Origin of the sequence: Gymnodinialimonas ulvae, assembly GCF_037543845.1 — a bacterium.
GTDB classification, from domain to species: domain Bacteria; phylum Pseudomonadota; class Alphaproteobacteria; order Rhodobacterales; family Rhodobacteraceae; genus Gymnodinialimonas; species Gymnodinialimonas ulvae.
The window spans coordinates 959,649-984,931 of the sequence record NZ_JBBIFX010000001.1 but is presented as its reverse complement, the minus strand read 5'-3'; the positions used below and the strand labels follow the sequence as shown (position 1 = coordinate 984,931).

Genomic DNA, 25,283 nt, shown 5'->3' with positions numbered 1-25,283 from the left:
TGATCAGTGAGTCTGGTTCAGCGCATCGGCGGCGGGAATTTCGCGCTCCCGCCGTGCGATGTAATCCAACAACGCCTCGTTCACGCCTGCATCCAACTTCGGCTCCTCATACGCGGCCAACAGCTTCTTGGCGTAGCTCAGCGCGCGTTCGGTGATCTCGACCGAGCCTTCCGCGGCCCATTGCTCGATAGAGTTGTTGTCGAACAGGTCCGGCATGAAAAACGCCTCCTGAAACCGTTCCTGCGTGTGCGGATGGCCAAGGTAATGCCCGCTTGGCCCGATATCGGCGACAGCGTCAAGCGCGGCGTCGAAATCATCCCATTTCGGTCCCTCCGCCATCCGGTAGGCCATGGCGCATTGTTCGGCATCCACGACGAATTTCGCGACCGAGCAATGCATGCCCGCCTCGTTCCAACCCGCCGAATGCCAGATGTAATGCGCGCCCGCATGCATCACTGCCGACAGGGTGTGGGCGCTTTCATATCCGGCCTGCGCGTCGAAGGTCTTGGCCCCGCCAAGCGTGTTGGAGGTGCGCCATGGCACATCGTAGAACCGCGCCATCTGTCCGATCATGAAGTTCATCAGGCTGATCTCGGGCGTGCCCGCCATCGGCGCGCCGGACTTCATCGAAACGGTGGACAGGTAATGGCCGTAGATCGCAGGCGCGCCTTTGCGCACGACCTGCGTGTAGGCCAGTGCAGAGAGCGCCTCGGCGTTGAGCTGTGCGACGGTGACCGGCACCGATGCAGGCGTGTTCGCACCCCCCAAAACGAACGGAGAGCACAGGATCGGCTGGTTCGCGCGTGAAAACGCCCGCAACGCGCCAAGCATGGTCTCATCCCAAACCAAGGGCGAATTGCCGTTGCAATTGCCGGTCACGACGGGGTGCGTTTCCATGAACTCGGCGCCGAAAAGGATGCGGCACATGTCGATCACATCCTCGGCGTTTTTGGGCGAGGTCGTCATTCCCATGAACGTCTTGTCGGAATGCTTCATCGACGAATAGGTGATGCGCAGGTGGCGCTGGCTGATCGGGTGGTCATAGGGCTCCACAATGTGATGCGCGGAAGATTGCAGCGCGGGCAGCATGTGGCTGAGCTTGTGGAACATGGCCAGATCGTCGAGCATCGGATTGCGGCGCTTGTCCTCCAGATCGCGCAGGAACGGCGCGCCCGTCATCGGCACGAACATCGACCGCCGCCCACCGAGGGGCACGTTGTTCAAAGGGTTGCGGGCATGCATCGTGAAGGTCGACGGGATCGTCGAGATCAGCTCGCACACCAAGTCCCGGTCAAGGTGGACCATCTCGCCCCGCACATCTGCACCCGCCGCTTTCCAATCGGCGAGCGCAATCTCGTCGCGGAACTGAACGCCAACGTTTTCAAGGATATGCATGGACGCGTTGTGGATCCGCTCAACCTGCGCACCGTCCATGACCTCGGTGAAAGGCAGCGTGTTGTCCAAGCCCGGAAGCATCGTCACGTCGATGGCCTGCCGCGCCGCGCGGCGCAATGCGCGGCCTCCGGCGCGGGTGCGGGTGGGCGTGTCGGACATCGTGGGCTCCCTTTGTATACATTTCGTATACAGCAGGTGGCTGCGCGGCTAGCCGGTTTCCGAATTTCCACGGCCCAAGGCCGACATCCGCGGGCTTCGCCCTTATTGCGGACAGGCTAGCGCGCCAGCCACCTGGCCAGTGCGGCGTTGGTCGCTGTGGGGTGTTCCAGCGTCGGCAAATGGCCTGCGCCTGTGATCACCTCAAGTATCGCACCGGGGATCAGGTCGCGCATCAATTCATGTCGATGCAGTGGGCATAGGCTGTCTGCCTCGCCGCAGAGCACCAGCGCCGGCATGCCGAGGGTGCGCAGCGTCTCGGTCTGATCCGGGCGGGTCTGCAGCGCCCGCGACTGGTCTTCAAACACCTCCGGCCCCAGCGTCTCCGCCATCGCCATGCAAAGATCGAGGGTCGCGCCCTGGTTCGGTCCGTCGGCGAGGTAATTGGGCTTCATCTCATCGCGCATCACCCGGCGCAGGCCGCCGGTGCGCACGTCGTCGATCTGAGGCTCCCGCGCGGCAGCGCGTTCGGGTGTTTCGGCCAAAGGATTTGTGTCGAGCAGGGCGATCCGGTCCAGCCGTTCGGGCGCCTGACGAGCCATCTCCATCGCAACGATCCCGCCCATCGACAGACCCAGAAGCGCAAAGCGGGGCGGAGCCGCTGCAAGAATGTCGGCGGCCAGTTCGGCAATGGTTCGGCGGCCCGACAGCGGCGCGCACATCACCGGGCGGCTTGCGGAAAAGGCGGTGATCTGTGGCTGAAACAGGCGCGCATCACACATCATCCCGGGCAGCAAAAGCAGCGGAGTGTTCATCGGGTGGGCCTTCTTCCTGCCATGGGTGTCCTTGCGTGATTTGTCATCCGAACACACAGGTTTTGCAAATGGATCGATGACGCAGTAAAGCTGCCGCGGCAATTTGGGTTATCTGCGTCCTGCATGGCGCAACGAGGGACAATGGCACGCTTGCTCGTGATGGAGGACGATGCGCTGCAGAGGGCGCAGATGGTGGAAATGCTGGAAGAGGGTGGGCATGATGTTGTTGCCTGCTACACCGCCAGCGAGGCGCTTATGCGGGCAACGCAAGAGCCGTTCGACCTGATTGTTACGGATATTATCGTCAAGCTGGACGGCCGCGCGACACCGGATGGGGGTATCAGCCTGATCGGATATTTGCGCCGGATGCCGATGACCAGTGCGACGAAGCGCAGTGTGCCGATCCTTGCGGTGTCGGGCACGTTCAAAAACCCCGGAATGGAGACGATCCTGACCACGGCAGTTCAGGTCGGGGCGACGGCCCAGATGCAAAAACCCGTGCGCGCCGGGGAGCTTCTGTCAAAGATCGACATACTGCTGGTGCGTCCAGCTGAAGAATAGGGTCAGCGCGGCGTCAGGCTCTGCAGTTTGACGTCGAGATAGGGCAACAATGCAAGGCTGAGCGCGACGGCCTGTGCCGACGGGCGGCGGGGACGCAAGCTTTGGCATTCGAGCATTCCCCAAACGTCACCCCGACAGCTCAGACGAAGCTGAAACGCCGCCGCGACGCCGTGCGCGTGCAGATGCGTCATACGGTGGTCTGGTATCGCATTGCACATGGCGCGGTTCAGATCGGGGGCGCTGAGGGCCAGCGGGGCAGCCAACACCGGAACACGCGCTGCGCCGCAATCCGCGATCACACGCAAATCCGGGTCTCCGGGTTGCCACAGATTGGACCAGGGCTCCGTTTGACCGATGGCGCTCTCGCGGGTGAGGCGTTTTGCTTCGGCCACGATGCGGGCGTCGGCCAGACCGGGCGCGGGGGCCTGCCAGAGCACGGCATGGTCGTAGCCGGTTACACGGTGCAAGAACCGGCTCAGCGCAGTGGACAGCTCAGCCTCACTTTGTAGTGGCAGAAATTGCGCCATGGCCGCCCGTGCGACATCAAGAACCGGTGTGGTCCCCAGCCCGGATGGCAGGCGCGGGGCGAACTCGATCCCGTGCAGCGCGCCGGATCGAAACGCGCGCAGGTCGTGCGTTTCATCCAGCGGGCCGACATCGGACATCACCACAGAGGCCTCCGCAAAATCCGGATGGCCCGCAGCATTGCGCAGCGCATGCCACAGCTTCTGTCCCAGGACGGCGCGCAAGTTTGCGCCGAGAAGCGTGCCTAGGTCGTGGCCCAAAGCGTCGGCGCAATTGGCGCTGGCGTGGGTGATCTCGCCGCTGTCGGGGTTGACCAGGATCAGGCAGCCAAACGACTGGTGCTGCGGCGATGGGAAAACGGGCTGGGTCATGGGCGCAGGATGGCGCAGCGGCGCGCGCGGGTCCATGTCCCGCAGTCAGGTCTGCAATCGGGCAAAGACGTCTCCCGAGTTCGCGGCATCTGGTAGGGCGGACAAAGCGGCGCGCGTGGCGTCATGGGTCATCCATTCGGCATGACGGAGTCGGTGGTCTTCCCCCAGGCTGATGTTGAACCGATAGTGCCCGAGTGCGGCGAGCCGGTCGAGACAGGCCAAGCCGACCGCACGTTGCAAGGTGGTCACTTCGAAAGACAGCGCCGGGATCGGCCGCGACAGGCCCCTGAGCGCTTCGTGTTCGAAGCCCTCGACATCCAGTTTCACGAAATCCGGCGTGCCATGGGTCGCGATCAATGCGTCAAGCGTGGTGACAGGGACGGTGATCTCGGTATCCCACAGCTGATCTTGCCAGGAGGGCGTCATTGGCGCGGCCTCGATCAACGGGCGATGGGCAGTGGATACCGTGGGATTGGCCGAATTGACGTAGAGTTGCAGGTCGCCCGGCCCTGCACCGATGGCAGACCGGATCAAGACGGCATTCGGATGGCGCCCGTGGATCAGGCGCAGCGCGCGGAACACTTTCGGCTGAGGCTCCAAAGCGACCACGCGCGCGCCAAGCCGCAGGAAGCTGCCGGTGCGGTCCCCGACATGAGCGCCGATGTCGAAGGCGCAGGCGCCGGGGCGGATGAATTGCCCGTTGAGCGCGTCCATTCGCGCGGTGCGCGCGGCGTCACGGTAGTAGACATCGAAGGACCGACGCAGGTTGATCATAGGGCGTTCAACACGCTGCTGGCCGTGCGGGCGGTGTCGGCCCATGTCGGAAGTGCGGCTCCGGCCGTTTGTGCGGCGACGGTCATGGCTGCGCGCGTTTCGGGATCTGATAACACGCGGCGCAATGCGGCGCTGAGCGCTGGGACATCGCCGACTGGCACCAAAAGGCCCGCCCCTTCGGGCACGGTCTGCGGCACGGCCCCGGTGGCGCAGGACACGATCGGTAGACCCCGGGCGAGCGCTTCATCAAAAACGATCCCGTAGCCCTCGTAGCGCGTGGCAAGTGTGAAAAGCGTCGCCTGTGCATAAAGCGGGTCGAGATCCTCCTGCGCGACCCGGCCTGCAAGGGTCACGCGGTCACCAAGGTCGAGCGTTTCGACGAGCGTGGCCAGGGCTTTGGCATGGGCAGGATCATGGGGGCCGCCCACAATCGTGGCGCGCCAGTCGAGGTCGGTCATCCGCGCCAACGCCTGCAGCAAGGTGTCGTGTCCCTTGCGCGGGTGCAGGATGCCGACCGACAGGATACGCGGTGGATCGGAGGGCGTGTGCGGCAGGCTCGGGCGCTTGGTGCCGGGGCGGGCGATTGTGATCTTCTCGGGCGACACGCCGTAATCGGTGCTCAGGATATGGGAAGTATGCGGGCTGGGGACCAGAACGCGGGTGGCCAGCGCAAGGTTGTCGCGTTCGGTCTTGAACAGGTGCGCCTGGGTGGCCGGATCAAGCCCGGTTTCGGCGGCCAACGGATGATGGATCATCGCGACGATGGGCGCGCGGACCCGGGCCAGCCCGGCGGTGTCGATGGAGCCATAGACCAACCCGTCAAGGATCAGCGCGCGGTCGGGCGGCAGGGCCGCGAGGGTTTCAATTGCGTGCTCCATATGGGCGGCGCTCGGCATCGGAAAGCTGTCGCCCAGTTCGATATGGGTCAAATCATGGCCCAGATCACGCAGACCGTGAAGCAGACAACGCTCGTATATGTACCCGCCCGTCAGCGTGGCGATGTCGCCGGGAATGGCGAAGGCAGCTTGGCGCATCATGCGAGTTGCTCCGGTGCGTAACTGGTCAGGACACGACGCTCGATCAGGCCGACGATCCCGTAGCCGACGACGGCGATCACTGTGGTCAGGACAACGGCGCTCCACAGCATGTCGTAATCCGAAAGCGAGGCCGAGAGCGCCATCAACGCACCCAGACCGCTGCCGGTGGCGAGCCATTCCACAACCGTAACGGCCAGGATCGAGGCCGGCACGTTGATGCGCGCGGCGGCAAACAGGGCGGGCAGCATTGCCGGGATGCGCACGTAACGCAGGATCGCGGTGGGTGTGGCCGCATAGGAGCGCATCACATCCGTCGCCCGGCCCGGGGCCTGGCGCAGGCCGTGCACACACGCGATGAGGGTCGGAAAGAACACCATAATGGCAATCAGCGTAACGGTGCCCACAGCACCGCGCCCCAGCAGCAAGACAACCAGCGGCGCGGTTGTGATGATCGGCACCGAACGCAGTGCAATGGCCAGCGGCATCGCGGTATTGGCCAGCGTTGGGGCCAGCACCAGGGCCATGGCCAGCGCCGCCCCCGCAACAAGACCGGCAAGGTAGCCGGGCACCAGGAACACGAACGTTTCCGACAGGGCATTGGTCAGGGCGCCGCGCGTTTGCGCCGCGTCGGGGGCGAAAAACAGAGCGTCGATCAGGTCATCGGGGCGCTTGGCGAAGAACCGCGACAGGTTCAGCGCTTCAAGGCCACCCCACCAGATCGCCACGATCGCGGCCGTTGTAAGCGTGACCATAACAAGCGCGGTCAGCGGATTGCGCCGGGCGCGGGCCGGTGCGGCGAGGATCACCGGCGGCTCCTCCGTCAGGATCACACGCGCGGCATGACCGATGGCGAGGTAAGTGGCGACGGCCACGATGGTGGCCAGGGTTGCGAGCGCCCAGGTCATCTCGACATTCATGTCCCGCATTGCGCGGATCGTGAGAACGCCCATGCCCCGTTCGGCCCCGGTGAACTCCCCCACCATCGCGCCGAGAAAAGCCGCGGGCGCGGCGATCTGCAGGCCCGCCACAAGATAGGGCAGGGAGGCCATGGCCCGCACTCGCACCAACGCAGTCACGCGCCCGCGCCCGTAGCTGCGCACCAGGTCGAGCCAATCGGAGGGCACTGCGCGCAGGCCCACCAGCAAGGGGATGAGAGTTGTGTAGTAGACGGCAAGCGCCGCGAGCGTGATCTGCGGGCCGGTGCCGGGGCCGAAGAGGATGCGAAGGATCGGGCCGGTGGCCACCAGCGGCAGACAGAAAACGACAAGGGCCAGCGCGCGGATCATCGCCTCGGTGCGGGGCAGGGCGATGGCAAGACCCGCAAGCAGGATCGCGGCGGCATTGCCAAGGACAAAGCCCGCAGCGGCGTTGGTCAGGGTGACGCCAAGCGCACGGGACATGAGGGCCGCATTGTCGGTCAGGTAAAGGACGATTGCAGAGGGCGCCGCGAGCACGAACGCGCCTGCGAAGAGATGCGCCAAGCCTTCCCAAAGCACCAGCGCCGCCAGTGGCCCCAACCAGGCGCGGGCGCGGCTCATTGCGCGGCTTTGGGCAGTGTCTTGGCCACGCCTTGAGACAGCGCTGCAAAGGTGGCGTCGACATGGAACTGGAATGCGTCCAGCGCCTTGAGGTTCGAGGGGCGCGGGCGCGGCAGGTCGATGGCGAGATCGGCCACCACCGTCGCCGGGCGCGGCGACAGCACAACAATCCGGTCAGACAGGGTCACGGCCTCCGTCACGGAATGCGTGACCAGCACCGTCGTGGTCCCGCGCGCCTCCCAGATACCAGGAAGATCGGCGGCCAGTTGCGCGCGGGTCAGCTCATCAACCGCGCCGAAAGGCTCATCCATCAGCAAGAGATCGGGATTGGTCGACAGCGCCCGCGCCATGGCCGCGCGTTGGCGCATGCCGCCGGACAGCGCAGCGGGGCGTGTGTCGGCAAACCCGTCGAGGCCCACCAGGTGGATCAATTGCGCGATATCGGAGCCTTTGCGCGGTTTACGGGCAAGATCGAGGGCCAGTTCGATGTTTTGCCGCACGGTCCGCCAGGGCAGCAGAGAAGGGTCCTGAAAGACCACGGCAAGCCCCGCCCGTGCCAGCGTCTCGGCGGCTGGCGCACCGCCGATGGTAAGGCTGCCAAAGGACGGATCCTCCAGCCCCGCCATCATCCGCAGCAACGTGGACTTGCCGCAGCCCGATGGCCCGACAAGTGCCGTGGTCTGGCCCGCCTCCAGGCGCAGATCAAGCGGGCGTACCGCCTCGACCCCGCCGGGGTAGGTCTTGGCCAGACCGTTGCAGTGGATCTCAACCGACATCGCGCTGCGTCAGACGCTGTGGACTTCTTCAAGGATCGAGCGATCCCAGAGGTCCGCGCTGACGTCCCGCCCAAGCAACCCCAGCGTCTCGATGTTGGCCGCCACGGTTTGATCCGTCCACCAACCGAAGCCATTGGCATCCGTAAGATCCGAGAACATCAGCGGCACCTGACGTTCGGCCTGCAGAAGCTGCGTCTCCCGGTCAAGGCCCGCATCGGGGTACATGGCCAGCGTCAGGTCGGTCGCGGCGGCGGTGTCCTCTCGGTAGGCGGCCCACCCGGCAACTTCGCCGGCCATCAGGGCGACGATCTCTTCGCGGCGGTTGGCGAGGCTGTCTTCGGTTACGATGTAGGTTTGCGAGTGCACTGCGTAGCCGTGATCGGCCATCAACATCGTGGTGTTGTCCACACCCTGTACGGTCATCGCGACGGGCAGGTCTGTCGCCCAACACAGCAGGCAATCCACCTCGCCCGCAACAAGCGGCTGGGGCGAATACTGCGTCGGCACGATCTCGATCGCGTCGAAATCGACATCGTTGATGGTGCACAGCGCCTGCAGGACCGGCGTATTGGCCAGCGCCATGCCGATGCGCATTCCTTCCATGTCCGACGGTTGGTTGACCGGGTTGGCCGACAGCGAGGCGATGGCGAAGGGATTGTTCTGCATCGCGACGCCGATGATCTTGAACGGCGCCCCTTCAGAGACCGCTGCGGCGGTGTAATCCGCGGCAGAGATGCCCATCAGTGCCGAACCGGAGACGACAGGCGGTTCAACTGGTGCGTTGGGGCCGCCTGGCTGCAGCGAGACGGACAGGCCGCGCTCGGTCCAAAGACCGCGATCCTGCGCGATGTAGCTGCCGGCGAATTGTGTCGAATGCAGCCAGGACAATTGAAAATTCACAGCAGTTTGCGCCTGCGCCAGACGCGGGGACAGACCCAGGGACGCCGCGCCGAGGGCACTCGCTCCGGTAGCCAGGACAGAGCGGCGGGAGAGGGGAAAAGATCGTTTCATCTGAAAGTCCATTTCGTTGCAGGTGTCTGGTATTATTGATAGTTTCGCGGTTTGTGTTCGAGAACTCAACCGGCAACCGCCAGTTGTGATCAGGTGGCAAAATCCGGCCCGCGCCGCAGCATCAGAAGACCCGGCAAGGTCACGGCCAGAAAGGTCAGGCCGAACGCAACGCTTGCGGCCAGCCCCGCGCTTGCCGACAGGCCCGCGACGGGAAACAGAACTGCGGCCGCGCCCTCGCGCAGGCCCCAACCGCTGATCGACAGGGGCAGGACCATTGCAAAGAGGATCATCGGGATCAGCGTTGCCGCGGCGAGAATTGAAAGAGGCGCCCCGATCGCAGCGGCGCAAAGCGCGAAACCGGCAATGTTGCAGAGCGCGGTGGCAAGGCTGAGTGCTGCGTGTTGCGGGAAAACCGGGCGGGCCAGCACCGCGTCTTGGAAAAGTGAAAGGCCCCGTCCGATGGCGTTTTGCCGGAAGAAAAGCGCGAGGGCGGCGCCGACCATAGCCGCGGCAAGGGCGACCCAAAGTGCCGTTGTGACGCCGGCGGGCCATGTGATGCCATCGGCGCGTGCCGCGTTCAGGGCGAGCGCCACCAACAGAACCGCCAATAGCCCGATCTGGCCTGCAATCCGCTCGAACACCACGGCCTGCCCGGAGGCCAGCAACCCGGCCTGTCCCCGCGCACGGACGGCGCGGCCCGCATCGCCGAGCACGCCGCCGGGCAGTGACTGGTTCACGACCTGGCTCAAGTAGTATTCGCGGATCGCCTGGCCAAGCGGCAGGATGATGCCAAGCCGCGAGGCGGTCAGGCGCCACCGCAATGCCGACAAAAGGGTCTGCACGCTCAGCAACAGAGCCGCGCCAAGGAGCAGCTGAAGATCCGCGCCGCCCAGGTAGGCGAGTGCCTGTGGAAGATCGACACTGTGCCACAAAAGATACGCCAACCCCGCCAGCAGCCCCAGCTGCCCCGTTCGTGTCAGCCAGCGGGGGAGGAGATCGAAGGTGCGGCGCGTCATTGTCCCAACTCCGCCGCTGCGTCCGCTCGGAACGCGGTCAAAAGGATATCGCGCGCCGTCTCCATCCCGATGGCCTCGGCCTCGTCCGGGGGCAAAAGGCCGGGTGAGGGTGCGAGCGCGCCCAAACGCGACACAAGCGCCTCGGGGCCGATCACGTGGATCGGAACCTCGGCCCGTTCGTCCAACGCAATGAAGCCCGCCGCCTGATGGTCGCCGACCGCGATGATCAATGGCGGCGTTTCGGCATGCAGCGCGGCGTATTCGAAGACCACCTGTAGCGAATAATCGATGGCCAAGCGGTATTGATCGCGCACCCGGTCATGGTCGCGCCAGACGACTTCGGGCGGGTCTCCGGCCTGTGCCATGCTGTTGAATTCGGTGCCATCGGTGATCGCCTCCCACGGCAACAGATCCGGCACCGGCGTCCAGGGCGCGTGGGACGAGACCAGCGCGACCTGCACGAAAAGCCGTCGCGGATCGGAGCCGTCGCGCAGCAACCGGTCGAGCGTTGCCAGCGTGTACTGGTCCGGCATCGTGACCCAGTTGAACGGCAATCCGGCATATCCCGTATCGGCGGCCACCAAGATATCCTCGAAGCCCATGACTGCAGATTCCGGCCAATCCAGCGTGATCTGCGGCATCAACGTCGCGGTGCGGAACCCGTTGGCGGCGGCGTGGTGGTAGAGCGTTTCCCGCCCGCTGGCCAGTGCCGCGGCATGGCTGATCTGATTGTCGACCCAGAGGCCGTTTGCAAAGGTCGTGTGCGCCAGCCAGCTTTGGCCGCCCTGCGTGGGTGAGGTCATGAACCCCGATTGCATCGCAAGTCCGAGATCGGAAAGGCGCGCCTCGGCGGCGGACAGGGTCGCGCGGTGGGTCTCGGCGTAGAGCGGGGTGTCGAAGCTGGTGCGGCCATAGCTTTCGATGAAGATCACGAGGACATCGCGGTCGATGGCCGCGAACAGGCCGGTGGTGTTGGTAAACGGATCCTGCGCGGCAGCGGCATCGAACGCGGCCAGCCGGGCGCGGGTGTCGCGGATCAGCTCCAGGCGCTCGACCCCGACCCGCGCGGTGAATGCAGCGCCCGCCGGGTCATAGGGCAACGTCCAGCGGTTCATCGTGTGCCCGACTTCAGCGCCTGCGACGCCGCTCGCCATCAAGGCAAGCGGGGCCGTCGCCAGCCGTGCGGGCCGGGACCGGCGGAGGCCGGACCATACGCCAGTGGCCCACCACAACAAAAGTGCGACAAGACCCATGGCAAGCACCGCTGCGATGCCGACGACGATCGCCATGCCAACGCCGAGCGCGCCGGTCAGAAGCCGGGCAAAAGCATCGATCAGAGAGAGATCGGTGACCGGATTGAAGCCGCGCGACAGGGCTGTGAAGCTAACGAAATCGGCGGTCTTGAGCACCGCGAGACTGGTTAACGCCAAGGTTACACCAACGCGCAGAGCCTGTCCGGCCCAACTGCGCCCGAGGGTCAAAAGGGCCAGCAAAATCGCGGGAAGTTCGAGCGGAAACGCCAATAGCGCGCCCCAGGTCATGGCGCCGGGATGGTTCGGCTGGATCAGCACCAGATGCAGCATCAAGGCTGCAGCAATCAGCGGCACCGATTTCACGCCGTGGCCTCGGCCCGCAGCCAAGCGATGTCGCGCCAGAATGACCAGACCAGCGCCAAAGCCGCGAGAGCGGCAAGTGTATCGGTAAACGGCGACCCGGCCAGCGGGAAGACCATCACCAACAGCGCCGCGATCTGGATCACGCACACAACCTTGCGCGTGAAGCGCGGCGGCAGGGGGCGGTTGAGCCATGGCAGGAAAACCTGTGCCAAACCGAAGGCATAGCGCGGCAAACCCAGCAATAGTACGTAGACGCCCGCAGCCTCGGACGAATAGGCGAGCGCCGCAAGCGTCAGAGCTAGTGCCGAGTCGACCTCCATATCGAAGCGCGCGCCGAAGTCCGAGGACAAGCCCGAGCGCCGCGCCAGATAGCCGTCGACGCCGTCCAACGCGAAAGCGAGCCCCGCGATGGCGAACACGAGCCACTGCGCCGATGCCCCTGACACAAGCGCGCCGACCAGCAAGCAGGCGAGACCAAGGCGCGCCAAAGTTACAATGTTGCACAGGCCCGGCACGCCATGCGGGTAGCTGCGGGCCATCCCAAAAAGCGCTACGGACGCCGCAACGGCAAACGCACCACCGCCCCAGAGCTGGACGCGCAATGGGTCCACGCTCGGGAGAAGTCCCCCGGCAAGGATCACGGCGCAAAGCCCTGCAAGGGCCGCGAGGCCGAACGGCACCACCGGCCCGCCCGACTTCACAATCGAGAGAGGCCCCGGCATGTGCGGCCCGTGATCGTCAATATTTGTTGGTCTCTCGCTCAAGGGTTGAGGCGGTCCGGGCAATGGGCCCTTGCTCAGGGCGGGGTTGGCAGATCATGATTTGGCTGAATGGTAATGTGGCAAGGCGTACAAGAAAGGGCCTTGTAGGGAAAATGACGAAATCGGCATGATCCGTGGGCGGTCCTGCGGTTTGGTGCGTAGGAATTGAGCAGATCACCGTATCTGTGGCGGGGCGAACGGGCGCCCTTGGGAGGATGCAGGATGAAGATGGATCGGCGGTTGTTCATGGGCACGGCGCTTGCGGGCATGGCAAGCTACGGCTTGCCACTGGCCGCGCAATCTGGCCTTCCCTCATTACTGGAGGCCGCCAGGGCGCTTGCACGTGAAGCCTATGTCGCACCATCTGGGGTCTTGCCCGCCCCGTTCGAAGGGTTGGACTACGACGCCTATCGCGGCATTCGTCCGATCGTGGGCCAGGCCGCGCTTCTGCCGCAGGGGGATGGGTTCACCCTCGATCTGATGCCGCCGGGCCTCTATTTTCCCGACCCGGTCACGGTGGAGCGGCAGGTCGACGGTGTGTGGTCGGATTTTCCGCTGACGCCCGCCTTGTTCGATTTTGAGCCGCGTTATTTCGACGAGATCCCCGAAACCTCGCCCGGTGCGGGGTTTTCCGGCATGCGGTTGCGCCATCCGGTCAATGCGCCGGACCGGATGGACGAGGTCGCGGTATTCCAGGGCGCGAGCTATTTCCGCGCCATCGGGCGGGCGATGGTCTATGGCCTGTCGGCGCGCGCCGTCGCCCTTGGCACGGGCGGGTCGGTGCCCGAGGAATTCCCACGCTTCACCCATATGCGGGTGCATGAAGGGCAGGGGGATCATATCCGGATGGAGGCCTTGATCGACAGCCCGTCCCTGACCGGGCATTTCGATCTGGTGCTGCGCCCGGGCGTGGACACGGTGATGGATGTGAACGTGACACTGTTCCCCCGCGCGCGCCTCGAAACGATCGGGATCGCTCCGTTGACATCGATGTACCTCAAGGGGCCGATGCGCGACGCCGCGTCGGACGATTTCCGCCCACGTGTTCATGACAGCGATGTGCTGTTCGTGGAAAATGGCGCGGGCGAGCGGCTTTGGCGGCCCATTGGCAACCCGGTCTCAGTAGAGACCTCGGCCTTCGGGGATGTCGATCCGACCAGTTTCGGCCTGTTTCAAACGGCGCGGACCTTTGAGGATTTTGAAGACACCGAAGCGCGCTATGAGGCGCGTCCCTCCGCCGTTGTGCGCCCGCAGAGTGCGTGGGGGCCGGGCGCGGTCCTTTTGGTGGAGATCCCGACGGGCACGGAATTCCTCGACAATATCGTTGCATTCTGGCGACCGGAGGCGGCGTTGGAGGCGGGCGGAGAATACCGTTACGATTACCGCATTGATTGGACGTTGTCCGCGCCGGACACCCAAAGCCCCGCCCGCATCTTGGCCTCGCGCAGCGGGCGAGAGCATGAGTTCCCCGGCACACGCCGGTTCGTGATTGATTTCGACGGATCGGCAGAGGGGCTGATGCCCGACCTGTCGGTGTCGGGCGATGGGTCCACGCCCGAGATGCTGCGCGGCTTGGCCTTGTTCGATCTGCCCGATGGGCGGGGCCAACGCGCGACATTCCTTGTGACGCCGGGCGAAGAGACCCGCGCGCTTGAATTGCGACTGGTGCTGCGCGATGCGGCGGGCTTGGCCGTCAGCCCGGTCTGGCTGCACCGCTGGACCCGCAAGCGGGACGGGCGGGAATGACGCGCTTCAGGTCACGTCCACCGTGATCTCGCCCAGTCCCTCGATCCGTGCCACCATCGTATCGCCCCGCACCACTGGGCCAACGCCGGCTGGCGTGCCGCCCAGAATGACGTCGCCCGCCGCCAGTTCGAAATAGGCCGAGAGGTAGGCGATCATTTCCGGCACCTTCCAGATCATTTGGTTCAGGTCTCCGTCCTGCCGCATCTCTCCATTGACGGAAACAGAGATCCGGCCCGCTTCGAGATGGCCGACATCGCTGACCGGATATACGGGCCCCACCGGGCCGGAGCGTTCGGCGGCCTTGCCGATCTCCCATGGGCGCCCGGCCTTTTTGGCCGCGCCCTGCAGATCGCGACGCGTCATGTCGAGCGCCACGCCGTAGCCCCAGACGTGATCCAGCGCCGTGTCCAAAGGGATGTCCGTGCCGCCGGATTTCAGCGCGATCAGAAGCTCCACCTCATGATGGACATTGTCGGTATGGGGCGGGTAGGGAAATTGGCCCGAGGGATCGAGGTTGTCTGGGTTCTTCTGAAAGAAAAACGGCGCCTCGCGCGTGGGATCATGGCCCATTTCAACCGCGTGATCCGCGAAATTGCGCCCGATGCAATAAACCCGGCGCACGGGAAATCGCTCGCCGCTCGATGTCGGAACAGCCGGTTGATCCGCAGCCGGGATGACAAATGTGGGCATGGGCGTTTTCCTGTGCGATGTGGCAGGGGCTTAACATGCGGGTCAGGCATGGCCAATGCCACGATGTCTGTGGTGATATGCACTCAAGATCGAGAATGAGGCCCTGAAGATGAGCGTCAACACCCTGATGTCCGCGCTGCTGACGCATCAGCCGGACAATGCACTGTTTCTGAATACACCGGATGGCTTTGCTCTGGAATACGGCCCCTTGCGAAAGCGCGTGGCGCAGACGGCCGCGCATCTGCAGGCCGTTGGCGTCAAACCTGGCGACAGGGTTCTGTGCCAGATCGCAAAATCGCCTGAGGGTCTCTTGCTCTATCTGGCGACGGTGGCCGCGGGTGCGGTCTTTGTACCGCTCAACACCGGATATACCGGGGCGGAAATAGATTACTTTCTCGGCGACGCCGATCCAACGCTTCTCGTGCTCGACGAAACCACGGAAGCTGCGCGCTGTGTGGCCGAACGGCGCGGGGTCCACGTCGCCACCCCGATCGAGCTGACCGCCTCTGGGCCGGAGGCCTTTCCGGTCGCGCGCGGGGGGGCAGATCTGGCGGCGATCCTTTACACCTCTGGCACTACGGGGCGGTCAAAGGGCGCCATGCTGACCCATGACAACCTGCTGTCCAATGCGCAGGTGCTTCGCGATCTATGGCAATTCACGCAAGACGATAGCCTTCTGCACGCCTTGCCGATTTTTCACACACACGGGCTGTTTGTGGCAACGAACATCATGCTGCTGGCGGGGGGGCGGATGGTGTTCCTTCCGAGCTTCGACATTGACGCGGTTGCGGGCCACTTGCCGGAATGCACCGCGATGATGGGGGTGCCGACATTCTACACGCGCATGCTTGGCGACCCCCGGTTCACGCGCAAGGCGCTGGCGCATATGAGGGTGTTTGTGTCCGGCTCTGCCCCGTTGCTGGCCGAAAGCCACGCCGGGTTCAAGGCGCGCACCGGGCACGCGATCCTTGAGCGCTACGGAATGACCGAGACCAACATGATTACGTCTAACCCTTATGATGGCGATCGGCGCGCCGGCACGGTGGGCCATCCTTTGCCGGGGGTCGAGATGCGGATCACCGCGCCGGATGCGCAGGGGATCGGCGTGGTCGAGGTGAAGGGGCCCAATGTGACGCCGGGCTATTGGCGCAATACCGAAAAGACCGCGGAAAGCTTCACCGAAGATGGCTGGTTCATCACCGGTGACCTGGGGCAGTTGGACGCCGATGGCTACCTGTCAATTGTCGGGCGGCAGAAGGATCTGGTGATATCGGGCGGCTTTAACGTCTACCCCAAGGAGGTCGAGGTTGAGATTGACGCGCTTCCCGGGGTCGTCGAAAGCGCGGTTTACGGTCTTCCGGACCCTGATCTTGGTGAAGTCGTGGCGGCGGCCATTGTGTTGAAGGCGGACGGCGCGATGGATGTGGCCAGCCTTGGCGCTGCGTTGTCGGACAAGTTGGCGCGGTTCAAGATCCCGCGCAGGGTGCGGGTTTTGCCCGAACTGCCGCGTAACACGATGGGCAAGGTGCAGAAGGCACAGTTGCGCGCGGAAGGTTAGGGCGACGGCGGTTGCGACAACCTAACGCCGGGACGTCCAGATCGTGCGCGGCAGACCCGACAGGATCTCCGCGCCGTCGGCGGTGACCGTGACGATATCCTCCAAGCGCACTCCGAAGCGGCCGGGCAGGTAAATCCCCGGCTCAATCGAGAAAACGTTGCCCTCGTGGAGCATCACGTCGGAGGTGGCGGTGATGTAGGGTGGCTCATGGATGTCAATGCCGAGGCCATGGCCGGTGCGATGGACGAAATAGTCGCCGTAGCCAGCCGCCGCGATCACACCCCGCGCGGCTGCGTCGATGTCCTTTGCGACCGCACCGGGCCGAACGGCGTCGAACGCGGCCTGCACGGCCTGCTCGACCACGCCGGACACCTCGAGAAACGTGGCATCGGGCGTGCCCCCAAACCAGCCGCAGCGCGTCATGTCGGACGGATAGCCGTTGAACCGACACCCCGTGTCGATGAGCACGGCCGTGTCCTCGGCCAGCGCGGTGTCGCCGGTGTGGTGGTGCGGGAACGCACCGTTTTGGCCGAAGCCCACAATGGTGAATTCCGGTTTCGCGCCGTTGGTTTTGTAGTGATCGTGGATCACGCGGGCCACGTCGCGTTCGGTCATGCCGACCTCCAGCGCGTCAAATCCGGCGGTGGCGGCAGCGTCGTTCAGGCGGGCGCAGGCGCGCAGTGTGTCGAGTTCTGCCGCGTCCTTCATGGCGCGCAGGTGGCCCAAGGTGGTGTGTGAGAAATCGCGGGCGGGCGCGTCCATCGCATCCAGCAACAGCAACGCGAAATCCGCGCGCATCGCCTCGTCCACCGCGACAGTGCTTGCAGGACCACAGGCCTTGAGCAAGGCCGCCAGGGCTTCACCCGGCCCGGCGTCATCGGTCCATGTCTCGAACGGCAGGTCCGTCATCTGGCGCACGGAATTGGCGTTGAGCGCGGGCATCAGAAAACCAGCGTGTGTCTGGCTGATCAGCAGCATAACGGGGCGTTCATCGCCGTGTGGATCGGCTCCGGCAAGCCACACCATGTGGCTCGTGGGACCAAGAGCGACCAGATCCGTGCCGACGTCGGCCATGCGGGCGCGAAGGCGGGTGAGGCGGTCTTTGAAAACGTCCATGGATCAGGTCCCCGTCACAAATCGGAAAGCGGAATGGAAAGCGCCGGCCCCAAGTCCGCGGGGCCGGCGGTGGATATCGTGTCAGGTCATTCCTTGTCGATCAGACGGTAGAAAACGAAGTCCGATGTGGCGCCGAAAACTTCGCCGGTTACACCCTCGGCAAAGGCCACCTGATAGGAGGCTTGGAACATGATCACGATGGGCGATTCCGCCTGTACCTGACGCTGCAATTCCAGGTATATCTCTTCGCGCGCCGCCGGATCGGATTCCGTAAGCGCCGCCGTGGTCATCGCGTTCATCTCTTCCGGCACGGCCCAGGAGTTCCGCCATGTCGTGGTGGCGGTGTAGGTTTCCTGGCGATTGTCGGAGTTATACGCGAAAGCCTTGGCGTTGGAATGAGGGTCCATGAAGTCCGGACCCCAGAACAACAGCATCGCCTCGTGGCTCCGGTCGCGATAGCGCGTGATCACCTGAGATCCGGTACCGGGCAGGATTTCGAACTCGATCCCAGCTTCGGCAAACGAGGCCTGAAGCGACTGCGCCATGTCCGTGAACGGTGCGGCATTGATCACGTCGAGCGTGACGGTGATCGGCAGCTCTACATCCGCGTCGGCCAGGATCTGCGCGGCGCGCTCGGGATCGTAGCTATAGGGCGTATCGGTCAGGGCGCCGGGGAACCCTTCGGGCCAGAACGCCTGATGGATCTCCATTTGCCCTGCAAGAATTGTGTCAGTCATGCCCTCGTAATCGACCAGGTAACGCGCAGCCTCCCAGACGGCGGGATCGGTCAGGCTATCGACGGCCTGATTGAACGACAGGAAATGCACGGCGGCCTGCGGGAAGGACTCAACACGCAGGTTTTCGCCACCAAGCGAGGCCACCTGATCCGGCGTTAGATTGCGCGCAATGTCCACGTCGCCCGACTCCAGCAGCAATTGCTGCGTAGCGCTTTCGGCGACATGGCGGATGATGATCCCCTCGACGCCCGGAGCGCCGTTGAAATAGTTCGGGTTGGCCTCCATCCGGATCAGCTCAGCCGCACGGAAGGCGGTCAACTGGAACGGGCCGGTGCCGGCGGTGTTGGCATTGAGCCAGGCGTTGCCCATGTCACCGTCGACCTCGTTGGCCATGACGGTTTCCATGTCCACGATCGACGCAGGCCGGGACGCGATGACGTTCATCACAAACGCCGGAGAAAAATCCCCCTCATAGCGGATCGTGACGGTGTTGCCCTCGGACGTGACCATCTCTGCGACGTTTTCCGGCGTCCAGCCAAGTTGCGTCAGGATGAACGCAGGCGTCAGGTTCAACTGCACGACACGGTGCAAAGAGCCGGTGACATCCTCGGGCCGCATCGGGTTGCCGGAGTTGAACGTCACGCCCTCGCGCAGGGTGAAGGTGATGGTCTTGGCGTCGGCGTCGATCTCCCACGATGTGGCAAGGCCGGGCGCAAGCACGGTGGGGTCGTCGGCGCCGTATTGCACCAGCCGGTCGTAGGTGTTGGTCACCAACTCGCCGGAGGTGAATTCATAAGCCTGCGCGGGGTCGATCGCGACGATGTCGTCGATGTTCTGCGCCACCACAAGAATTTCGGGTGGCGTGTCGGCGTAGGCTGCGGGGCCAGACAGCGGCAACGCCATCACAGCTGCAAGCAGTGCGGGTTTAATCAGTCTCATATCAGGGAACCTCCAATTGGTCATGTCAGGAATTGCTATTGGCCGGAGACATCTCCGGCAGTTTGACCGCACCTTTTTGCTGCAAGACCGAAAGCGTGCCGGTCCACAGGATACGGGTGGTGGTGTCGGTCTCGTTGGACCAGGCATGGGGGGTTGTGCCAGCGTAATGCAGGCTGTCCCCCTGTTGCAGGATGAAGCGCTGCCCGCCAAGGGTCTGCGTGATCGAGCCCTCCAGCAGATAGATGATCTCTTCGCCCTCATGGCTGACCATCTCGGACACGTAGCCGGGTGGCACGTGGAGCAGGTAGCTGGACAATTCGGCACCAGGCAGATCGGTGCTGATGGCCTCATAGCGCATCGAAGAGCCGTCGATCGAAAATTGCGGGCGCGCGCCGGCCCGCGTCAGGCTATCGCCCGGTTTCTGGGTCACGATGAAGTATTCCAGGCCCACGTCGAGCCCTCGCGCAATCTGTGCCAAGGTCCCAAGGGATGGAGTCGCCTGGCCACGCTCGACCTGGCTGAGGTATCCAACGGAGAGCCCGGCTTCATCGCAAAGCGCCTGCAACGTCAGGTTCGCCTGTTTGCGCCGTTTGCGGATCAAGGCCCCAAGATTGGGATCGTTTTGTGCCTTCGGTCGTGCCATGTCCTCCCCCGCTTCATCATAATTTTTTTGATTTAAACAAAAATATGTGCCAATACCAAGGAAAATATTGCGCACACTGATCTGTCGGGCGCGGCATTTCAAATCCGAAGGAGCTATTTGCAAGATGAAGGCGCAGGCCATCACCCAGACCGCGATCGGAGGGGGCGCGCTTTCCGTGATCCGTTTCATCTGCGTTGTGGCGTTGACCTTTTTGGGCCTTCTGGCGTTGACGTTCTTCATCGGGCGCGTGGTGCCGATTGATCCGGTCCTTGCGGTGGTCGGTGACCGCGCAACACCCGAGCAATATGAAGCCGCGCAAGTCGCAATGGGCCTCGATCGACCGTTGATCGTGCAGTTCTTCTCATATGTGATTGATGTGTTGCGGTTCGATTTGGGTGTCTCCGTCTCGACCAATCGACCCGTCGCCGAAGACCTCGCGCGGGTCTTCCCCGCCACGTTGGAAATGGCCACGCTCGGGATAATCATCGGCGTCGGCCTTGGCGTCCCGGCGGGCGTTTTGGCCGCGGCGCATCAGGGCAGTGTGATCGATCAGGTGATCCGCGTCGTGGCGCTTCTGGGCTATTCCGTACCGGCCTTCTGGCTCGGGCTGGTTGGCCTGCTTCTGTTCTACGCGACCTTGGGGTGGGTCGAAGGACCTGGCCGGATCAGCATCTTTTACGATGGCATCACGCCGGTCGTGACCGGTCTCCTGTTGGTCGATACGCTGCTTGACCGGGACATCAGCGCATTCCAAAGCGCGCTGGCCCATATCATTCTTCCGGCCACGATCCTCGGCGTCTTCTCGCTGGCTTACATCGCTCGGATGACGCGGTCCTTCATGCTCGACCAGCTGAGCCAGGAATACATCACCACCGCGCGGGTCAAGGGTGTGGCCGAGTGGCGGGTGATCTGGGTCCATGCCTTCGGCGCGATCCGTGTGCCTTTGATCACCGTGATCGGGCTATCCTATGCGGGCCTGCTGGAGGGTTCCGTGATGATCGAGACGGTGTTTTCCTGGCCCGGGATCGGCAATTACCTGACAACGGCGCTGTTCAATGCGGACATGAACGCGGTGCTTGGTGCGACGCTGGTCATCGGGGCGGTGTTCATCCTGATCAATAAAATCTCGGATGTGCTCTATCGTATCCTCGATCCGAGGAGCCGTTAGCATGGCCATCAGCCTGCGATCCTGGCTTCTGGATGATAGCCCAACCTCGCGTCGGCAAGCGGCGGCCGGGCGTACCTATCGGGGGGGGTCGGCCTTGATGCGCAATCCGCTGGCGGTGGTGGGGGCGGCGATCATCCTCGCCCTGATCCTGACGGCGTTGTTTGCCGATTTGATTGCGCCAGGCGGAGCCGGGGGACAATACCTTGACCGCCGCCTGCAACCGCCGTCGTCCGAGTTCTGGTTCGGCACGGATCAATTGGGTCGCGATATCTTTGCGCGGATCGTGCACGGGGCAGAGATCACGCTTCAAATCGTGGCGCTCGTGGCGATTATCTCCGCGCCTCTGGGCCTGCTGGTCGGGGCGGTCTCGGGATATTTCGGCGGCTGGATCGACCGTATGCTGATGGGGGTGACGGATGTATTCCTGTCGATGCCCAAGCTGGTGCTGGCCCTGGCCTTCGCGGCCGCGCTCGGCCCCGGCATCGAAAACGCGATCATCGCCATCGCGATCACCACATGGCCCGCCTACGCCCGCATCGCACGGGCCGAAACGCTGACCATCCGCAACACCGAATTCATCGCCGCCGCGCGGTGCCTCGGTGCGTCGCACACGCGCATCATCACGCGCCATGTGCTGCCATTGTGCACATCGTCGATGATCATCCGTGTCACGCTGGATATGGCGGGGATCATCCTGACGGCGGCGGGGCTTGGCTTTCTTGGCCTCGGCGCGCAGCCGCCAGCCCCGGAATGGGGTGCCATGATTTCCGGCGGGCGCAGCTTCATTTACGATCAATGGTGGGTTTCTACGTTTCCCGGTTTCGCCATCATCCTGGTGTCCCTCGGCTTTTGCTTTCTCGGTGATGGTCTGCGCGACGTGCTGGACCCGAAATCGGAGCGCAAGGGATGAGCCTGCTCAAGGTACAGAACCTTTCGGTCAGCTTTCCGACACCCGGCGGGCGGGTGAATGTCGTGGATGATCTGTCCTTCGAGCTGGGGCAGGAGCGCTTGGGGATCGTGGGCGAGTCCGGTTCGGGCAAAAGCATGACCGGGCGCGCGATCCTGCGCCTGATCCGTGCGCCGGGGCGTGTGTCGGGCAATGTGGCCTTTGATGGAACGGAGCTGACCGGTCTGTCGCAACGGCAGATGCGAGCCATTCGCGGAGCGAAAATCTCCATGATCATGCAAGACCCGCGGTATTCGCTGAACCCGGTGATGAATGTCGGCACGCAGATCGAAGAGGCGCTCAGCACTCATGAACGTTTGCCGCGCCGCGCCATGAAACACCGCGTCCGCGAGATGTTGGAGGCCGTGCGCATCAACGATCCCGACCGCGTCGCGCGCATGTATGCCCATGAATTGTCCGGCGGCATGGGCCAGCGCGTGATGATCGCGATGATGCTGATCCCCCGGCCACGCCTTTTGATCGCCGATGAACCCACGAGCGCGCTGGATGTCAGTGTTCAGGGCGATGTGCTGCGCCTGATCGACGATTTGGTGCGCGACAACGGGATGGGTTTGATCCTGATCAGCCATGATTTGGCGCTGGTGGCGCGGTATTGCGACCGGATCCTTGTGATGAATGCCGGGCGCGTGGTGGAAAGCTGCGCCGCCGATGACCTGGAACACGCCAAACATCCCTATACGCGGGGCCTTTTGGCGGCCGTGCCGCAGATGCATGAAACCCGCGCGGAATTGCCCGTGATGGATCGTACGAAATGGGCCGGAACATGAGTGCGGTCCGCCTCAAGAACGTGAACATAGGCTATGACGGCACGCGCGTTGTAGAGGGGGTGACTTTCAACGTCTCCAAGGGTGAAAGCTTTGCTTTGGTTGGGGAATCCGGCTCCGGCAAGTCGACTGTGCTGAAGGCGATCTGCGGCCTTGCGCCGGAATGGAGCGGTTCGATTGAGCTTTTGGGTCAACCGGGCAGCCACACGCCGAACCTTTCGCTCGCGCGACGCTGTCAGATGGTGTTTCAGGACCCTTACGGCTCCTTGCATCCGCGCAAAACCGTCGATGCGGTCTTGTCCGAACCTTTGGCGATCCACGGGCTCGGGGATCAGGATGCGCGTGTTGAAAAAGTCCTGAGCGATGTCGGCCTCGACCGGCGGTTCCGGTTCCGCTACCCGCATCAGATGTCCGGTGGGCAGCGGCAACGCGTGGCCATTGCACGGGCGCTGATCCTTGGCCCGGAGGTTATGCTGCTCGATGAGCCGACCTCTGCACTTGATGTTTCGGTACAGGCCGAAATCCTCAACCTGCTCAAGCGGTTGCGCCGCGATCGCGGGCTGACGTATCTGATGGTGACGCACAATTTGCCCGTGGTCAGTTTTCTGTGCGAGCGCATGGCTGTGATGAACAACGGCCGCATCGTGGAGATCGCGGCGGCCAGCACCTTGCATAACGGGGCCTTCACGGACCCCTACGCGAAAGCGCTTTACGCCGCCAGCGGCAGTGTCGGCGAGACGAGGGACAGATGACGACAACGGACAAGACCCGCTTCGCCGATAAGCTTGCCACGGCCCAAACGCCGCACGATGCTTACGCGGCGTTGTATCGCCTGAGCGACGCGATAATGCCGGTGCGTTTGTGGACGATCATGGCGGTCGACCCCACGGGCCGCGTGGCGCAACGTGCCTTCACCAACATGCCCGAGGCCTATCCCACATCCGGCATCAAACCGATTGAAGAAAATGCCTGGTCTGCGGAGGTGCTTGGTGAGCAAAAGTGTTTTGTGGCCAATACTCTATCGGACATAGCTCACGTATTTTCAGATCACGTACTGATCGGGGCGCTTGGGTGCGGGTCGGTGATGAACCTGCCGATCGTCGCCGCGGGTCGGGTCATCGGAACCGTCAATCTGCTGGATGTTGCACACCACTTCACGCCGGACCGCGTCGCCACTATTCAGGCATTGCTCTCGGATCCGGCCCGCGACGCGATGGAAACGGCGCGCGCCCTCGCGAAAGGCTGAGCCGCGCATCGTTACAATCATCGGTACAGACAAGGGAAGGAACGGAAGATGTTCGACGTCGACCCGCACCGGTTTTTGGAAGATCTGCATATGCTGCGTCGGTTCGGAAAGGACGGCGTCGGTGTGCGGCGCCGGGCGTTTTCCGAGGCCGACATCGCGGCGCGAGATTGGCTGGCGGAGCGCATCGGGGAGGCCGGATTGCTACCGCAGTTCGATCCGCTCGGAAATCTCTTCGGCCTGGCACCGGGACGCTCGCTCCTGATTGGCTCCCACAGCGACACACAACCCGAAGGCGGCTGGCTGGACGGTGCCTTGGGTGTGATCGCTGCACTCGAAATTGCGCGGGCGAGCGCGGCTGCGGGAGGACCTGCGGTCTCAATCGTGAGCTTTCAGGATGAAGAGGGGCGGTTTGGGGCGCTCACCGGCAGTTCGGTCTGGTCCGGCAAGCTTGCGCTGCAGGAGGCAGATGGCTTGCGCGCGACTGATGGGATGACCTTCGCCGAGGCGCGCGCCAAGCTCGGCTCGGACGTTGGCGACTTCGTGGATCCGGCACGCTTTGCCGGATTTCTGGAAATGCATATCGAACAAGGCCCGGTTCTGGATCAGGCGAAAGAGGCGATTGGCGTCGTCACCGGGATCGTCGGCCTTCGTCAGTTGCAGATCACCGTCAACGGGCAGCAAAATCACGCCGGAACCACGCCGATGGCCCTGCGGCGAGACGCGTTCACGGCGGTCACCTGCATTTCCACGTTGCTCGAAGATCGCTTCGCCAACGTCGTCACGCCGCAATCGGTCTGGACCATCGGACATCTTCGGTTGGAGCCCAACGCGTCGTCGATTGTGCCCGGGCGCGCGGTCTTTACCTTGCAATGGCGCGACGCGGATGCGGAGCGGTTGTCGCGGATGGAGCGCGTGATCCTCGACACGCTGGACGATGTCCGGCTCAGCAGCGGGTGTGAGATATCGGCGGAGCGGCTCCGGCAGGATCTGTCACCGATGCCGATGGACGAAACGATGCAATCGGTGCTCTCGCAGGCCGCCGAAGCTGTCGCGCCGGGTCGGTGGCGCGCGATGCCGTCCGGCGCACTTCACGATGCGTCCAATGTGGCTGCGTTGATGCCGGTGGGTATGCTCTTCGTGCCGTCCATTAACGGCATATCCCATGCCTTCGGGGAAGATACAGCGGAGGCGGACCTGGTGACCGGGTTGCAAGTCCTCGCAGAGGCGGTTCGGCGCGTTTGATCGCTTTGGCGACGGCGCACTCACGCAAGCCGCGCGACGGCGGCTATTATTGGATGGTTCATATTAGCAACACTTCTCTGTTCGCTTTGGGTAGGTCTTGTGCTGGAGGTTGATA

At 63.8% G+C, this 25,283-nt stretch carries 24 protein-coding genes; 9 read left to right on the top strand and 15 right to left on the bottom strand.

What is annotated here, in order from left to right; genetic code table 11:
• Positions 1 to 3 precede the first annotated feature (3 nt).
• Both V8J83_RS04710 and V8J83_RS04705 read right to left on the bottom strand, forming a co-directional pair.
• Positions 4 to 1,554 (bottom strand): trimethylamine methyltransferase family protein, encoded by a 1,551-nt coding sequence (locus V8J83_RS04710; protein WP_339983975.1) that lies wholly within the window; start codon positions 1,552 to 1,554, stop codon positions 4 to 6.
• A gap of 116 nt (positions 1,555 to 1,670) precedes the next feature.
• The gene (locus tag V8J83_RS04705; protein ID WP_339983973.1) at positions 1,671 to 2,366 is read right to left on the bottom strand and encodes an alpha/beta fold hydrolase; all 696 of its coding nucleotides are present in this window, start codon (positions 2,364 to 2,366) and stop codon (positions 1,671 to 1,673) included.
• A 141-nt stretch (positions 2,367 to 2,507) separates the two neighbouring features.
• Here V8J83_RS04705 and V8J83_RS04700 point away from each other — a divergent pair, with 141 nt between their 5' ends.
• Positions 2,508 to 2,927, top strand: coding sequence for a response regulator (locus tag V8J83_RS04700; protein ID WP_339983971.1), 420 nt, complete (start codon positions 2,508 to 2,510; stop codon positions 2,925 to 2,927).
• Between the two features lie 2 nt (positions 2,928 to 2,929).
• Here the strand turns inward: V8J83_RS04700 and V8J83_RS04695 are convergent, their stop codons facing one another.
• The 9 genes from V8J83_RS04695 to V8J83_RS04655 all read right to left on the bottom strand — a co-directional run bounded on the left by V8J83_RS04695 (position 2,930) and on the right by V8J83_RS04655 (position 12,313).
• Positions 2,930 to 3,823, bottom strand: coding sequence for a hypothetical protein (locus tag V8J83_RS04695; protein ID WP_339983969.1), 894 nt, complete (start codon positions 3,821 to 3,823; stop codon positions 2,930 to 2,932).
• Between the two features lie 45 nt (positions 3,824 to 3,868).
• Complete coding sequence (locus V8J83_RS04690) at positions 3,869 to 4,597, bottom strand: FkbM family methyltransferase (RefSeq protein WP_339983967.1); 729 nt, start codon at positions 4,595 to 4,597, stop codon at positions 3,869 to 3,871.
• Positions 4,594 to 5,631, bottom strand: coding sequence for a glycosyltransferase family 4 protein (locus tag V8J83_RS04685; protein ID WP_439649772.1), 1,038 nt, complete (start codon positions 5,629 to 5,631; stop codon positions 4,594 to 4,596). Before V8J83_RS04685 ends, V8J83_RS04690 begins: the two co-directional genes overlap by 4 nt.
• On the bottom strand, positions 5,631 to 7,172 hold the full coding sequence (locus V8J83_RS04680) for an ABC transporter permease (protein WP_339983963.1): 1,542 nt from the start codon (positions 7,170 to 7,172) through the stop codon (positions 5,631 to 5,633). Before V8J83_RS04680 ends, V8J83_RS04685 begins: the two co-directional genes overlap by 1 nt.
• On the bottom strand, positions 7,169 to 7,948 hold the full coding sequence (locus V8J83_RS04675) for an ABC transporter ATP-binding protein (protein WP_339983961.1): 780 nt from the start codon (positions 7,946 to 7,948) through the stop codon (positions 7,169 to 7,171). The genes V8J83_RS04680 and V8J83_RS04675 overlap by 4 nt, the downstream gene beginning before the upstream one ends.
• A 9-nt stretch (positions 7,949 to 7,957) precedes the next feature.
• The gene (locus tag V8J83_RS04670; protein ID WP_339983959.1) at positions 7,958 to 8,959 is read right to left on the bottom strand and encodes an ABC transporter substrate-binding protein; all 1,002 of its coding nucleotides are present in this window, start codon (positions 8,957 to 8,959) and stop codon (positions 7,958 to 7,960) included.
• Between the two features lie 89 nt (positions 8,960 to 9,048).
• Positions 9,049 to 9,975, bottom strand: coding sequence for a lysylphosphatidylglycerol synthase transmembrane domain-containing protein (locus tag V8J83_RS04665; protein ID WP_339983957.1), 927 nt, complete (start codon positions 9,973 to 9,975; stop codon positions 9,049 to 9,051).
• Positions 9,972 to 11,615: a sulfatase gene (locus V8J83_RS04660; RefSeq protein ID WP_339983955.1), complete on the bottom strand. Its 1,644-nt coding sequence runs from the start codon at positions 11,613 to 11,615 to the stop codon at positions 9,972 to 9,974. Before V8J83_RS04660 ends, V8J83_RS04665 begins: the two co-directional genes overlap by 4 nt.
• A complete protein-coding gene (locus tag V8J83_RS04655; protein ID WP_339983953.1) occupies positions 11,588 to 12,313 on the bottom strand; it encodes a CDP-alcohol phosphatidyltransferase family protein in 726 nt (241 codons plus the stop codon). The genes V8J83_RS04660 and V8J83_RS04655 overlap by 28 nt, the downstream gene beginning before the upstream one ends.
• Before the next feature lie 261 nt (positions 12,314 to 12,574).
• Between V8J83_RS04655 and V8J83_RS04650 the strand changes: the two genes are divergently transcribed.
• Positions 12,575 to 14,098, top strand: coding sequence for an OpgD/OpgG family glucan biosynthesis protein (locus V8J83_RS04650; RefSeq protein WP_339983951.1), 1,524 nt, complete (start codon positions 12,575 to 12,577; stop codon positions 14,096 to 14,098).
• A 6-nt stretch (positions 14,099 to 14,104) separates the two neighbouring features.
• On the opposite strand, the gene V8J83_RS04645 is transcribed toward V8J83_RS04650, so the two are convergent.
• Positions 14,105 to 14,788, bottom strand: coding sequence for a fumarylacetoacetate hydrolase family protein (locus V8J83_RS04645; protein ID WP_339983949.1), 684 nt, complete (start codon positions 14,786 to 14,788; stop codon positions 14,105 to 14,107).
• 109 nt (positions 14,789 to 14,897) lie between these two features.
• Here V8J83_RS04645 and V8J83_RS04640 point away from each other — a divergent pair, with 109 nt between their 5' ends.
• On the top strand, positions 14,898 to 16,346 hold the full coding sequence (locus V8J83_RS04640; RefSeq protein ID WP_339983947.1) for an AMP-binding protein: 1,449 nt from the start codon (positions 14,898 to 14,900) through the stop codon (positions 16,344 to 16,346).
• A gap of 21 nt (positions 16,347 to 16,367) precedes the next feature.
• On the opposite strand, the gene V8J83_RS04635 is transcribed toward V8J83_RS04640, so the two are convergent.
• From V8J83_RS04635 to V8J83_RS04625, 3 genes are all read right to left on the bottom strand, one after another.
• Positions 16,368 to 17,462, bottom strand: a complete 1,095-nt coding sequence (locus V8J83_RS04635) for a M24 family metallopeptidase (protein ID WP_339983945.1) — start codon at positions 17,460 to 17,462, stop codon at positions 16,368 to 16,370.
• A gap of 86 nt (positions 17,463 to 17,548) precedes the next feature.
• Positions 17,549 to 19,138, bottom strand: coding sequence for an ABC transporter substrate-binding protein (locus tag V8J83_RS04630; RefSeq protein ID WP_339983943.1), 1,590 nt, complete (start codon positions 19,136 to 19,138; stop codon positions 17,549 to 17,551).
• A gap of 25 nt (positions 19,139 to 19,163) precedes the next feature.
• On the bottom strand, positions 19,164 to 19,781 hold the full coding sequence (locus V8J83_RS04625; protein ID WP_339983941.1) for a helix-turn-helix domain-containing protein: 618 nt from the start codon (positions 19,779 to 19,781) through the stop codon (positions 19,164 to 19,166).
• A 124-nt stretch (positions 19,782 to 19,905) separates the two neighbouring features.
• Between V8J83_RS04625 and V8J83_RS04620 the strand changes: the two genes are divergently transcribed.
• Genes V8J83_RS04620 through V8J83_RS04595 form a run of 6 tightly spaced genes read left to right on the top strand, consistent with a single transcriptional unit; the run spans position 19,906 to position 25,168 of the window.
• The gene (locus tag V8J83_RS04620) at positions 19,906 to 20,949 is read left to right on the top strand and encodes an ABC transporter permease (protein ID WP_339983939.1); all 1,044 of its coding nucleotides are present in this window, start codon (positions 19,906 to 19,908) and stop codon (positions 20,947 to 20,949) included.
• Position 20,950: 1 nt separating this feature from the next.
• On the top strand, positions 20,951 to 21,859 hold the full coding sequence (locus tag V8J83_RS04615) for an ABC transporter permease (protein WP_339983937.1): 909 nt from the start codon (positions 20,951 to 20,953) through the stop codon (positions 21,857 to 21,859).
• Positions 21,856 to 22,683 (top strand): ABC transporter ATP-binding protein, encoded by an 828-nt coding sequence (locus tag V8J83_RS04610; RefSeq protein WP_339983935.1) that lies wholly within the window; start codon positions 21,856 to 21,858, stop codon positions 22,681 to 22,683. The genes V8J83_RS04615 and V8J83_RS04610 overlap by 4 nt, the downstream gene beginning before the upstream one ends.
• Positions 22,680 to 23,432: an ABC transporter ATP-binding protein gene (locus V8J83_RS04605; RefSeq protein WP_339983933.1), complete on the top strand. Its 753-nt coding sequence runs from the start codon at positions 22,680 to 22,682 to the stop codon at positions 23,430 to 23,432. Before V8J83_RS04610 ends, V8J83_RS04605 begins: the two co-directional genes overlap by 4 nt.
• The gene (locus tag V8J83_RS04600; RefSeq protein WP_339983930.1) at positions 23,429 to 23,926 is read left to right on the top strand and encodes a GAF domain-containing protein; all 498 of its coding nucleotides are present in this window, start codon (positions 23,429 to 23,431) and stop codon (positions 23,924 to 23,926) included. The genes V8J83_RS04605 and V8J83_RS04600 overlap by 4 nt, the downstream gene beginning before the upstream one ends.
• A gap of 48 nt (positions 23,927 to 23,974) precedes the next feature.
• Positions 23,975 to 25,168, top strand: coding sequence for a hydantoinase/carbamoylase family amidase (locus tag V8J83_RS04595; protein WP_339983927.1), 1,194 nt, complete (start codon positions 23,975 to 23,977; stop codon positions 25,166 to 25,168).
• Positions 25,169 to 25,283 lie beyond the last annotated feature (115 nt).

Excerpts from the sequence above, each read along its gene's own strand:
- V8J83_RS04710 (WP_339983975.1), bottom strand. The coding sequence starts at position 1,554 with ATGTCCGACACGCCCACCCGCACCCGCGCCGGAGGCCGCGCATTGCGC.
- V8J83_RS04705 (WP_339983973.1), bottom strand. The coding sequence starts at position 2,366 with ATGAACACTCCGCTGCTTTTGCTGCCCGGGATGATGTGTGATGCGCGC.
- V8J83_RS04700 (WP_339983971.1), top strand. The coding sequence starts at position 2,508 with ATGGCACGCTTGCTCGTGATGGAGGACGATGCGCTGCAGAGGGCGCAG.
- V8J83_RS04695 (WP_339983969.1), bottom strand. The coding sequence starts at position 3,823 with ATGACCCAGCCCGTTTTCCCATCGCCGCAGCACCAGTCGTTTGGCTGC.
- V8J83_RS04690 (WP_339983967.1), bottom strand. The coding sequence starts at position 4,597 with ATGATCAACCTGCGTCGGTCCTTCGATGTCTACTACCGTGACGCCGCG.
- V8J83_RS04685 (WP_439649772.1), bottom strand. The coding sequence starts at position 5,631 with ATGCGCCAAGCTGCCTTCGCCATTCCCGGCGACATCGCCACGCTGACG.
- V8J83_RS04680 (WP_339983963.1), bottom strand. The coding sequence starts at position 7,172 with ATGAGCCGCGCCCGCGCCTGGTTGGGGCCACTGGCGGCGCTGGTGCTT.
- V8J83_RS04675 (WP_339983961.1), bottom strand. The coding sequence starts at position 7,948 with ATGTCGGTTGAGATCCACTGCAACGGTCTGGCCAAGACCTACCCCGGC.
- V8J83_RS04670 (WP_339983959.1), bottom strand. The coding sequence starts at position 8,959 with ATGAAACGATCTTTTCCCCTCTCCCGCCGCTCTGTCCTGGCTACCGGA.
- V8J83_RS04665 (WP_339983957.1), bottom strand. The coding sequence starts at position 9,975 with ATGACGCGCCGCACCTTCGATCTCCTCCCCCGCTGGCTGACACGAACG.
- V8J83_RS04655 (WP_339983953.1), bottom strand. The coding sequence starts at position 12,313 with ATGCCGGGGCCTCTCTCGATTGTGAAGTCGGGCGGGCCGGTGGTGCCG.
- V8J83_RS04650 (WP_339983951.1), top strand. The coding sequence starts at position 12,575 with ATGAAGATGGATCGGCGGTTGTTCATGGGCACGGCGCTTGCGGGCATG.
- V8J83_RS04645 (WP_339983949.1), bottom strand. The coding sequence starts at position 14,788 with ATGCCCACATTTGTCATCCCGGCTGCGGATCAACCGGCTGTTCCGACA.
- V8J83_RS04640 (WP_339983947.1), top strand. The coding sequence starts at position 14,898 with ATGAGCGTCAACACCCTGATGTCCGCGCTGCTGACGCATCAGCCGGAC.
- V8J83_RS04635 (WP_339983945.1), bottom strand. The coding sequence starts at position 17,462 with ATGGACGTTTTCAAAGACCGCCTCACCCGCCTTCGCGCCCGCATGGCC.
- V8J83_RS04630 (WP_339983943.1), bottom strand. The coding sequence starts at position 19,138 with ATGAGACTGATTAAACCCGCACTGCTTGCAGCTGTGATGGCGTTGCCG.
- V8J83_RS04625 (WP_339983941.1), bottom strand. The coding sequence starts at position 19,781 with ATGGCACGACCGAAGGCACAAAACGATCCCAATCTTGGGGCCTTGATC.
- V8J83_RS04620 (WP_339983939.1), top strand. The coding sequence starts at position 19,906 with ATGAAGGCGCAGGCCATCACCCAGACCGCGATCGGAGGGGGCGCGCTT.
- V8J83_RS04615 (WP_339983937.1), top strand. The coding sequence starts at position 20,951 with ATGGCCATCAGCCTGCGATCCTGGCTTCTGGATGATAGCCCAACCTCG.
- V8J83_RS04610 (WP_339983935.1), top strand. The coding sequence starts at position 21,856 with ATGAGCCTGCTCAAGGTACAGAACCTTTCGGTCAGCTTTCCGACACCC.
- V8J83_RS04605 (WP_339983933.1), top strand. The coding sequence starts at position 22,680 with ATGAGTGCGGTCCGCCTCAAGAACGTGAACATAGGCTATGACGGCACG.
- V8J83_RS04600 (WP_339983930.1), top strand. The coding sequence starts at position 23,429 with ATGACGACAACGGACAAGACCCGCTTCGCCGATAAGCTTGCCACGGCC.
- V8J83_RS04595 (WP_339983927.1), top strand. The coding sequence starts at position 23,975 with ATGTTCGACGTCGACCCGCACCGGTTTTTGGAAGATCTGCATATGCTG.